Origin of the sequence: Porticoccus sp. (assembly GCF_041592135.1) — a bacterium.
GTDB lineage: Bacteria > Pseudomonadota > Gammaproteobacteria > Pseudomonadales > Porticoccaceae > Porticoccus.
Genome location: NZ_JBFHQR010000094.1, coordinates 1 through 9,547 on the forward strand (window position 1 = coordinate 1; position 9,547 = coordinate 9,547).

Sequence of the window (9,547 nt, forward strand, 5' to 3'; positions counted from 1 at the left end):
ACTCGTCGTTGCTCGTCACTCAGTTAGAACCACTAAATTCATTTCTCGCGCCTAGATTGGCGCTTTTTTAGTCACAACAGAGGCAACCAAATTAGTGTGAACAGGCCCTAGTTGTTTGGTGAGGCGTGCCGGATTACTCGCGCCCTGCGGGTCGCCACTTGCAGTGGCGCTGTCTCGCGGCCTGAGCCTCGCCACAGCGGAATGAAAAAGCGGTTTATTTTTGCCGGGATTATTACGGAAGGCCGGGATGCCCCTGTGCACTAACAGTCGCGGTCCTTTGGATAGGGTGGGTAGTGCTGGATTGACTCAAAACAGTTTGTAACTGTTTTGACCCCATGGGGGCTTCGCGGCCTGCGGCCTCTCGGTCCAAACTCCTGACGGAGTTTGTCGAACCACGCCTTAACGAACGAGTCCAACAAATCGCCTACAACTAAAAAGGCCACCCCAACGGGGTGGCCTTTTTAGTTGTTTGGTGGGTCGTGCTGGATTCGAACCAGCGACCAATTGGTTAAAAGCCAACTGCTCTACCAACTGAGCTAACGACCCTTGGAAGAGGCGCATATCTTACTTATGGAGGATCAAAAATCAAGTATTTATTTCGTGGGAATGTATCGCGTCGGGTCGTCGACGCCCGCCTGTTCGAAACCCGCTTTGCGCAGTCGGCAACTGTCGCATTTTCCACAGGCGAGTCCCTGCTCGGTAGCCTGATAGCAGGAGACCGTTTGCGCGTAATCGACACCGGCGGCAACGCCCTGGCGGATAATATCGGCTTTGCTCAAGTCAATCAGCAGCTTGTTGATACGCAGGTATTTGCCTTCCACCCCAGCCCTGGTGGCGAGGTTGGCCATTTTCTCGAATGCCTCGATGTATTCCGGGCGGCAGTCGGGATAGCCGGAGTAATCCACGGCATTGACGCCGATAAAGATATCCTGGGCTTCCAGCACCTCCGCCCAGCCCAGGGCAATGGACAGAAACACCGTATTGCGCGCGGGCACGTAGGTCACTGGAATACCTGTCGTCTGTACCTCGGGAACGTTGATGCTGTCATCGGTCAGGGCCGAGCCGCCAATGGTCCTCAGGTCCAGCTTGACCACTTTGTGCTGCTCCGCGCCCAGTTGCGCTGAACAGCGGCGCGCCGCCGCCAGCTCCGCCTGGGCGCGCTGCCCGTAGTCGAAACTCAGGGTAAAGCAGCGAAAGCCCTGTTGCCGCGCCATGGCCAGCACGGTGGTGGAGTCCAGGCCACCGGATACCAGCACCACCGCTTTTTTATCGAGTTCAGTCATCGCAGGTCAATATCCCGGTTGGTCCTTCCACAACAGTTTGTGTAATTGCAGCTGGAATCTGACAGGCAGCCTGTCCGCCAGTATCCACTCCGCCAGCTCGGTGGCGTCCAGTGTGCCGTGACTGGGAGAGAAGAGGATCTCGCCCACCCGTCCGGGCAGCGACAGTTCATCCAGCTTGAGCCGCGCCCACTCGTAATCCCGGCGATCACAGATGACAAACTTTAGCTGATCCCGAGGTGTCAGGCAGGCGATATTGTCATAGAGATTGCGGTTGGCCTCCCCCGATGCCGGGGTCTTCAGATCCATGACCTTGACGACCCGGCTGTCCACCTCGGCCACGGAGAGCGCGCCGGCCGTTTCCAGCGACACCGCATAGCCCCGATCACATAGCGCCGTCAACAGCGCAAGACAAGCTCTCTGCGCCAGCGGCTCACCCCCGGTCACACAGACCCGGGAGACCTGGAAGGCGGCGATTTCATCGAGGATCTGCTGTTGGGATTTTCGCTCTCCGCCGTAGAACGCGTATTCCGTGTCACAGTAATGACAGCGCAGCGGACACCCGGTGAGACGCACAAACACGGTCGGCAGGCCCACCGTGGAGGATTCTCCCTGCAGGGAATAAAAAATTTCGGTGATACGAAGGGAAGTCTGTTCCATGGGGCAATGCTGCGCGATACAAACCGCGCAGTTTAACGGAAAAAAGCCGCTGCGGTGTAACCGGGCTTAGTAACCGGACTTAAAAGTTCTGCTGCAGATAGCGCTGCGCCAGCTTGGCGGCGTTGTCATTGCCGGCAGCGGCCTTCTCCAGCAGGTTTTTAGCCTTGGCGTTATCGCCCATCAAGTGATACACCTGGCCCAGCTTGAAGGTCGCATCGGCGGCCTTGCGGTGAGCGGGATAGCTGTTCACCACGGCACTGAATGCCTGCCGGGCTGGTTCCAGCTGATTTTGCAACAGGTAAATCTCACCCAGCCAGTAGTGGGCATTCGCCGTATAGGCGCCATTGGGGTAGCGTTCGATATGCTCCTTGAAGAGCGCGACGGCTTCGGCAGTCTTACCCGCCTTTAGTTCATTGTAGGCACGGGTGTAATGGGCTGCGCCATCATCGCCGGGGGCTGTGGTGTTGGTTGCGGAAGCGGCAATGGCATCACTTTGTGCGGGGGGCTGCGTCGCGGCGCCTCCATTGACCAGACCACTGAGACGGCGATCCAGGTCCATATAGTCTTCCAACTGGCGCGCTTTGAGCTGCCTGACGTCGTTATTCAACTCCTCGACCATCCCCCGCAGTGTCCGCACCTCATCCTGCAGGAGCTGCAACTGGTAGTAGCTGTCGCCCACGGGCGGGCTGGATTCGGGAGCAGGTGGCGCCACGGGCACCGGCACAGCAATTGGCGCAGGAGAATAGTTCGGGGAACTGCCGATTTCGGTAACGGGAGCAGCCGCATAAAGCGCGGGTGACACGGAGGAAAAGAAAAGAATACCGACAATGGTTGCTCGCATGAGTCTTACCCCTACGGATTTAAGCAGACCTTGTATAGACAAGCGGATCGTGAGGAAGTTGTCCTCCCCGCTTTATACGGCTTGACAACGAGAGCAAGTGACTTCGAGCCAAGACGCCCGGCGCAACGTTCGCACCGGGCGCTGTTCTAGTGGCCTTTAAGACCTTATTTCATCTCTACACGACGGTTCAGCGCCCAGGATGCATCGTTGCTGCCCATGGCAGCAGGGCTTTCTTCACCGTAGCTGATCACTTCCATCGCAGCAGCGTTAACGCCTTCCTGAACCAGGAAATCGCGAACCGCATTGGCACGACGTTCGCCCAGCGCCATGTTGTACTCACGGGTACCGCGCTCGTCAGCATGACCTTCCAAGCGAACAGTGGCCGCCGGGTGAGCACGCAGCCATTCTCCGTGGAGACGCAGTGCAGCGCGCGCTTCGGCATTCAGTACCGCCTTGTCGAATTCGAAATAGAATACGCGGGGTACGGAGCTGTCAGTGCCCAGAGTGGAACCGCTGACGTCCCCAGAGCCTACTGTACCAGTAGCAACGGATTCGCTAGGCATAGTAGTGGCACCAGTTTCTTCCTCAGTACCGGTGCTGGAACAGCCCGACAACAGCGCGGCTACGAAGGTAACCATCGCGCCATATTTGAGCAGTTGATTCTTCATTGTTTTCTCCTGTAACTAAGATGTAGCTTGTTTATTTTGGTGACCAGGCTGGCTCGCGGACATCCCCGAACCGTGCTGGCAATAAAAATTTCACACCCGCATCTAGCGAAACAGCCGCCAGTACTCCCTTGTTACCCTGTTTGGTGGCGTAGAGAAGCATAGCACCATTGGGAGCAACAGTTGGGGACTCATCTAGATACGTTTGTGTTAAAACTCTCAGGTCGCCCGTGACCAGATCCTGTGTTGCGATATGAAAATTCCCATTATCGCGGTGTACCATGACTAAAGTACGCCCATCAGGAGCAAGCCGAGGTCTGGCGTTGTACGACCCCGCGAAGGTTAAACGTTCTACCTGTCCACTTGCAATGGTCTGTTTGTATATTTGTGGCGTACCCCCCCTGTCCGAGGTGAATATTAGTGACTTTCCATCGGGGGTCCAGTTTGGTTCTGTGTCAATGGCGAAGTGACTGGTCATTCGGGTGAACTGCCTGGTACTCAAATCGAAGGTGTAAATTTCCGGATTGCCGTCCTTGGACAGCACCAGCGCCAGCTTGCGGCCGTCCGGCGACCAGGACGGTGCGCCGTTCAAACCGCGAAAATTGGTCAACTGCTCGCGGGCACCACTGGCCAACTGTTGGCGGAAAATTGCCGGGCGACCGGTTTCAAACGACACGTACACCAACTCTTTGGCGTCTGGCGACCAGGCCGGTGACATGATCGGCTGCTTGGACTCCAGCAACATCCGCTCGCGGAAACCATCCGCATCGGACACCATCAGACGAAAGTTCATCCGCCCGTTCAGGGGATAGGCCGTGACATAGGCTACCCGGGTGGAAAATGCCCCCGGGATACCGGTGATGGCCTCGTACACCTGATCGCTGATGTAGTGGGCCATATCCCTGACCTGCGTCGGCCCGCCGTCCACCACCTTGGTGAAAACGGTGCGTCCCCCGGTCACCTCCACCAAACTGAAGGTGACATGGAAACGACCGGCGCTGTCGGCGGCCTCACCCACCACCAGATACTCTGCGCCGAGGATGCGCCAGTCGCGGTAGTAGACATCCTTGATGGCGGCCGGAAACGACAACATATTCTGGCGTGGAATGGCGCTGAACAGCCCGCTGCGCTCCAAATCTGCCGACACGATATTGCTGACATCCTCGGGGAGTGCTCGACCGCCCTGGGTTATTGGGGAAATGCCGATACGGGTGGGATTATCCACACCCTGGGTAATTTCAATGGTGAACTCGGCCATGGCCGGCGACAGCCACACTAGCAGCGTCAACGACAGCGAGGCCAGTAACCCTTGCTTTCTTCTCACAACCTATAACCTCAAATCGTCCGGTCTGAATACCAATGAGAGTTTTCGAAAATATTTCTCGAATACCCTCGGATCTTTAATTTCCTGCAATTTTTCAAAGCGGCCCACTTTGTACACCGCCTGTTCTGCGGAGCGATCAAACGCCGAATTGCCGCTGGAACGCACCACCGCGACACTGATGACCTGACCAGTGGGCACCAACTGCACCAGCAATTCAACCTCCATATCCCGGCGCGCGCTGGGGGGACGGCTCCAGTTGGCGGCGATGCGTTCAAAAATGTAGTCGTGGTAACTGGTGGCCACCTCCTCATCATTGGCGGCGGCCAGAAACTCTTCTTCCTGGGCCAGGGCACTGGCCAATTCCTGCTGCAGCTGTTTTTTATCCGGCTGCGGCTTGTGCACCGGTTGCGGTGTCGGCTTGGGGGCCGGCTTTGCCACTGGTTTTGGCGTTGGCTTGGGAGCCGGCTTCGGCGCCGGCTTGGGTTTGGGTTTTGGCGCCGGGTTGGGTGCCGGCTTGGGCGCCGGTTTCGGTTTGACCACGGGCTTTGGCTGCGGCCTGGCCTTTTGCTCCAGGGTTAACAATTTCGCCTGCACATATTTCGGCTGCGCCACTTTGCGCTGTTTGTGCTCCGGCTCCCAGTGAAACACCATCAGCGCCACCACGCCGGCGTGCAGCAACAGGCTGACCAGCACGGCCAGGGTGTATGAAGAAGCTCTCCCCGAAAACACGGTTGTCAGTTTCGTCCCGGTGGCTCAGTAACCAACCCCACCGAGGGCGCGCCCGCACCCTGCAGCTCGCTCATCAGTTTCACCACCGTGCCGTAGTCCACCGCTTTATCGCCCCACACCAGCACCGGCGTTTTCGGCTGCAACCCCATCACCTTGGTCACTTTTTCGATAATCAGTTGCAGGGTTTGCTGTTCATTTTTGCCATTGCCCAAATCCAGGTAATAGGTGCCATCCGCCTTGACGGAGACAATCAACGGCTCGAGATCCTTGTCCTCGAGGGGGGCTGACGGGGCCTCCGGCAATTCTACCTTGACGCCCTGCATCAGCAGCGGCGCGGTGACCATAAAGACGATCAGCAACACCAACATCACGTCGATGTAGGGCACCACATTGATCTCTGCGACCAGCCGATGTTTTTGCCGGGGTTTTTTCATGTTCAATCACCGTGAATGCGGCGGTGGAGAATGCTGGAAAACTCTTCGGCAAAGGTTTCATAGCTGCTGTAGATACCGTCGGCCGAGGCCGAATAGCGGTTGTAGGCCAATACCGCCGGAATAGCCGCAAACAGCCCCATGGCAGTGGCGATCAACGCCTCGGAGATACCCGGCGCCACGGTGGCCAGGGTCGCCTGCTGCACAGTGGCGAGCCCGCGGAAAGAATTCATGATGCCCCACACCGTGCCGAACAGGCCGATGTAGGGACTGACCGAGGCGACGCTGGCGAGGAACGGCAAATTGCGATTGAGTCGCTCTTCTTCACGGGACAGGGCCACGCGCATGGAACGCTCCGCGCCCTCCATCACCGCATCGGGATCGGCGCTGCCCTGCTGGGCCATACGGTTAAACTCCCGATATCCCGCCCGGAAGATACTGGCCAAGCCTTCCGCCGTGCCCTGTGCGCCACTGTCGTGATACAGCTGGTTGAGATCGATACCGGACCAGAAGTTGTCCTCGAATTTGCGCAGGGTGTTGCCGGCATTCCGCAGGTAGAGGCCGCGCTGCACAATCATCACCCAGGAAATCATGGAAGAAAAAAACAGCAACAGCATGACAAACTGCACCAGCAGTGTGGCATTGGCTATCAGGCTCCACAGGGATAAATGTTCGTTCACCGGATACTCCCGTTATTCTGTTAAAGGGCAGCCTTGAGGGTCTGCATCATGTCTGCCGGAATGGCTGTCGGGCGCTTGGACTGGTGATCGATACAAGCGGCCCGCACCACGCCCTCCACTAAAATCTGTTCACCGCGCATGACTGTCTGGGCGATGGTGAAAGAGGTTCTCGTCACCCCCACCAGCCGTGCGGTGGCGATGATTTCATCGTCCAGCACGGCGGGGACACGATATTTCAATTCCACCGAATGCACCACGAACTGCATCCCATTGAACAACGCCGGCTTGTCATAACCCAGCGATCGCATCAGGTCGGTGCGCGCCCGCTCGAGGTATTTCAGGTAATTGGCGTAGTAGACAATGCCACCGGCGTCGGTATCTTCCACATAGACGCGAATGGGTAGACAGTATTCCTTGGTCATTTATCCATTAAATCCAATGGCCGGTTAACTTTTTGCGGGCTTTGCAAGCCAAAGTGCTCATAGGCGAGCCGGGTTGCCATACGCCCCCTGGGGGTTCTCGTCATGTAGCCCTGTTGAATCAGGTAGGGCTCCAGCACGTCCTCGATGGTGTCCCGCTCCTCGCTGATCGCGGCCGCCAGGCTTTCCACCCCCACGGGGCCGCCGTCAAATTTCTCTATGATGGTCAGCAGCAGGCGACGATCCATGTGATCGAAGCCCCTGGCATCCACATTGAGCATGTTGAGTGCCAGATCCGCCACCGCGGCGGTAATATCGCCATCCGCCTTCATCTCGGCAAAATCCCGAGCCCGGCGCAGCAGGCGATTGGCAATGCGCGGGGTTCCCCTGGAGCGCCGGGCGATCTCAAATGCCCCGGCTCTATCCATCTTGACGCCGAGGATGCGCGCAGAGCGGTAGACGATGTGGCTCAGTTCCTCGACGGAATAAAATTCCAGCCGCTGCACAATCCCGAAGCGATCCCGCAGCGGCGAGGTCAGCAGGCCCGCCCGCGTGGTCGCCCCCACCAGGGTAAAGGGCGGTAAATCCAGCTTGATGGAGCGGGCCGCCGGGCCTTCGCCGATCATGATATCGAGCTGGAAATCCTCCATCGCGGGATAGATCACCTCCTCCACCACCGGACTGAGGCGATGGATCTCATCGATAAACAGCACATCCCCGGGTTCCAGGTTGGTCATCAGCGCCGCCAAGTCCCCGGCTTTTTCCAGCACCGGGCCCGAGGTGGTCTTTAACGCCACCCCCAACTCGTTGGCGATGATATGCGCCAGGGTCGTCTTGCCGAGACCAGGGGGGCCAAATACCAGGGTGTGATCCAGTGGTTCACCGCGCTTTTTGGCTGCGCCGATAAAGATTTCCATCTGCTCGCGCACCGCCTCCTGGCCGACATAATCGGCGAGACACAGGGGGCGGATAGCGCGGTCAAAACGATCTTCCTGGACGGAGGCTGCGGGGGAAATCAGTCGGTCGGTTTCGATCATGGTGGCCAGTATATCTTGCTCCGCTTAGCTTTTAACCATGCTTTTCAGCGCCAGGCGAATCAATTCCTGACTGGTTTGCCCTTCATTGGCTACAGCATTCACCATGCGCGCCGCTTCCTGGGGTTTGTAGCCCAGCGCCACCAGGGCACTCTCCGCTTCCTGGATGTAGTCGGACAGCCCCTGCGCCGGGGTGCGGGTTGCCGCGGGGGCAATGCCGACATCAAAATCCTTGAGGCGATCGCGCATTTCCACCACCAGGCGTTCGGCGGTTTTCTTGCCCACCCCCGGCAATTTGACCAGTGTTGCCAGGTCGTTGTCCTGCACCCTGCGCACAAACTCCGTGGCATTCATACCGGAGAGAATGGTCAGCGCCAATTTCGGGCCGACCCCGCTAATTCTGATCAGGTGGCGGAACAGCTCGCGCTCCGTCCGCTCGGCAAATCCGTAGAGCTGCTGGACATCCTCGCGCACCACAAAATGGGTATGCAGCACCACCGGTTCACCCGGTGCCGGCAGCTCAAAAAAGGTGGTCAGCGAGACATGGACTTCATAGCCCAACCCCTGCACGTCAATTAACAGTTCAGGCGCCTGGCGCTCCAACAGAATGCCGCTGATTCTTCCAATCATTTAGGGCCAGCCCCCTGCTTGTCTCCCGTACCGGGAATCGATTTCATGCGACCGCGAGAATAGTGGATCCGCGTGCTCATATTGGCGGTGGTGACCAGGGTTCGCGCGTGGCACAGCGCCACCGCCAGGGCATCGGCAGCGTCCTCGGCCGGCGCCGAGGGCAGGTTGAGCAGCCTGGTGACCATATATTGCACCTGTTCCTTGGTGGCGGCACCATTGCCCACCACCGACTGCTTGACGGAGCGGGCCGCATACTCGGCCACCGCCAGGCCCCCGTTGACGCCGGCGACAATGGCCGCACCCCTCGCCTGCCCGAGCTTCAGGGCAGCCCTGGGGTCGCGGGCAAAGAAAATGTCTTCCACCGCCATCGCGGTGGGGCGATGTTGCTCAATAATGCTGCGTAGACTGTCAAAAATGATTTTCAGGCGCTCCGGCAGCGGGCCTTCCGGCAGACGGATAATGCCGCTGGTAAGGTATTCCGTTTTGGCCCCGACAGCGTTAATCAGGCCGAAGCCGGTCTTGCGGGAACCCGGGTCAATGCCGAGAATCAGGGTCATGTTCATCCACCGCCAATACTGTATATTGCTACAGTATATTACTGATCCAAAAATACAAGCCCTGAAATTCACAGAAGTCGATCGGGCATGAAAAAGGCGGCCCCCGGGCCACTGCTGTCCCACAGTTGAAAGTCATAAGGCGAACCTCATTTGAGATTCGCCTTTTTTCTGTCTCGGTGGGTCGGGGCACAGGAGCTCTTTTAAGGCTCTTCGCTCAAATAAATTCAGTTGGATCAACCGCAGAATCCGCTGTACTGTCCAGCCCGCTCTGGCACTGTGGCGAGCAAATGCCAACAG

The 9,547-nt window shown here is 58.0% G+C and carries 12 protein-coding genes, 1 tRNA gene and 1 pseudogene; all 14 read right to left on the minus strand.

Annotation, left to right across the window (positions count from 1 at the left end; all coding sequences use genetic code 11):
• Positions 1-470: 470 nt before the first annotated feature.
• Positions 471-546 (minus strand) — tRNA-Lys (locus ABY948_RS08880).
• 47 nt (positions 547-593) lie between these two features.
• Entirely contained in the window at positions 594-1,283 is a 690-nt protein-coding gene (queC, locus tag ABY948_RS08885) for a 7-cyano-7-deazaguanine synthase QueC (RefSeq protein ID WP_461482176.1), read from the minus strand.
• Positions 1,284-1,289: 6 nt separating this feature from the next.
• Positions 1,290-1,940 carry a 7-carboxy-7-deazaguanine synthase QueE gene (queE, locus tag ABY948_RS08890; protein WP_461482177.1) on the minus strand — a complete coding sequence of 217 codons (651 nt, stop codon included), beginning with the start codon at positions 1,938-1,940 and terminating at the stop codon, positions 1,290-1,292.
• A 79-nt stretch (positions 1,941-2,019) separates the two neighbouring features.
• Entirely contained in the window at positions 2,020-2,781 is a 762-nt protein-coding gene (ybgF, locus tag ABY948_RS08895; RefSeq protein WP_461482178.1) for a tol-pal system protein YbgF, read from the minus strand.
• 164 nt (positions 2,782-2,945) lie between these two features.
• Positions 2,946-3,449: a peptidoglycan-associated lipoprotein Pal gene (gene pal / locus ABY948_RS08900; protein ID WP_461482179.1), complete on the minus strand. Its 504-nt coding sequence runs from the start codon at positions 3,447-3,449 to the stop codon at positions 2,946-2,948.
• 31 nt (positions 3,450-3,480) lie between these two features.
• Positions 3,481-4,770: a Tol-Pal system beta propeller repeat protein TolB gene (tolB, locus tag ABY948_RS08905; protein WP_461482180.1), complete on the minus strand. Its 1,290-nt coding sequence runs from the start codon at positions 4,768-4,770 to the stop codon at positions 3,481-3,483.
• A gap of 3 nt (positions 4,771-4,773) precedes the next feature.
• Complete coding sequence (locus ABY948_RS08910; RefSeq protein WP_461482181.1) at positions 4,774-5,499, minus strand: energy transducer TonB; 726 nt, start codon at positions 5,497-5,499, stop codon at positions 4,774-4,776.
• A 5-nt stretch (positions 5,500-5,504) separates the two neighbouring features.
• Positions 5,505-5,933 (minus strand): protein TolR, encoded by a 429-nt coding sequence (gene tolR, locus ABY948_RS08915; protein ID WP_461482182.1) that lies wholly within the window; start codon positions 5,931-5,933, stop codon positions 5,505-5,507.
• Positions 5,934-5,935: 2 nt separating this feature from the next.
• Positions 5,936-6,610: a protein TolQ gene (gene tolQ / locus ABY948_RS08920; protein WP_461482183.1), complete on the minus strand. Its 675-nt coding sequence runs from the start codon at positions 6,608-6,610 to the stop codon at positions 5,936-5,938.
• 20 nt (positions 6,611-6,630) lie between these two features.
• Positions 6,631-7,032 carry a tol-pal system-associated acyl-CoA thioesterase gene (ybgC, locus tag ABY948_RS08925; RefSeq protein ID WP_461482184.1) on the minus strand — a complete coding sequence of 134 codons (402 nt, stop codon included), beginning with the start codon at positions 7,030-7,032 and terminating at the stop codon, positions 6,631-6,633.
• Entirely contained in the window at positions 7,029-8,066 is a 1,038-nt protein-coding gene (ruvB, locus tag ABY948_RS08930; RefSeq protein WP_461482185.1) for a Holliday junction branch migration DNA helicase RuvB, read from the minus strand. Before ruvB ends, ybgC begins: the two co-directional genes overlap by 4 nt.
• Before the next feature lie 24 nt (positions 8,067-8,090).
• Entirely contained in the window at positions 8,091-8,693 is a 603-nt protein-coding gene (ruvA, locus tag ABY948_RS08935) for a Holliday junction branch migration protein RuvA (protein ID WP_461482186.1), read from the minus strand.
• Positions 8,690-9,250 carry a crossover junction endodeoxyribonuclease RuvC gene (ruvC, locus tag ABY948_RS08940; RefSeq protein ID WP_461482187.1) on the minus strand — a complete coding sequence of 187 codons (561 nt, stop codon included), beginning with the start codon at positions 9,248-9,250 and terminating at the stop codon, positions 8,690-8,692. The genes ruvA and ruvC overlap by 4 nt, the downstream gene beginning before the upstream one ends.
• 132 nt (positions 9,251-9,382) lie before the next feature.
• Positions 9,383-9,547 (minus strand): annotated as a pseudogene (locus ABY948_RS08945) (IS4 family transposase); the annotation flags it as partial.

Bases quoted from the DNA above. Each gene is read 5' to 3' on its own strand.
- tolR (WP_461482182.1), bottom strand. From the start codon at position 5,933: ATGAAAAAACCCCGGCAAAAACATCGGCTGGTCGCAGAGATCAATGTG.
- ybgC (WP_461482184.1), bottom strand. From the start codon at position 7,032: ATGACCAAGGAATACTGTCTACCCATTCGCGTCTATGTGGAAGATACC.
- ybgF (WP_461482178.1), bottom strand. From the start codon at position 2,781: ATGCGAGCAACCATTGTCGGTATTCTTTTCTTTTCCTCCGTGTCACCC.
- queE (WP_461482177.1), bottom strand. From the start codon at position 1,940: ATGGAACAGACTTCCCTTCGTATCACCGAAATTTTTTATTCCCTGCAG.
- pal (WP_461482179.1), bottom strand. From the start codon at position 3,449: ATGAAGAATCAACTGCTCAAATATGGCGCGATGGTTACCTTCGTAGCC.
- ruvA (WP_461482186.1), bottom strand. From the start codon at position 8,693: ATGATTGGAAGAATCAGCGGCATTCTGTTGGAGCGCCAGGCGCCTGAA.
- queC (WP_461482176.1), bottom strand. From the start codon at position 1,283: ATGACTGAACTCGATAAAAAAGCGGTGGTGCTGGTATCCGGTGGCCTG.
- ruvC (WP_461482187.1), bottom strand. From the start codon at position 9,250: ATGACCCTGATTCTCGGCATTGACCCGGGTTCCCGCAAGACCGGCTTC.
- ruvB (WP_461482185.1), bottom strand. From the start codon at position 8,066: ATGATCGAAACCGACCGACTGATTTCCCCCGCAGCCTCCGTCCAGGAA.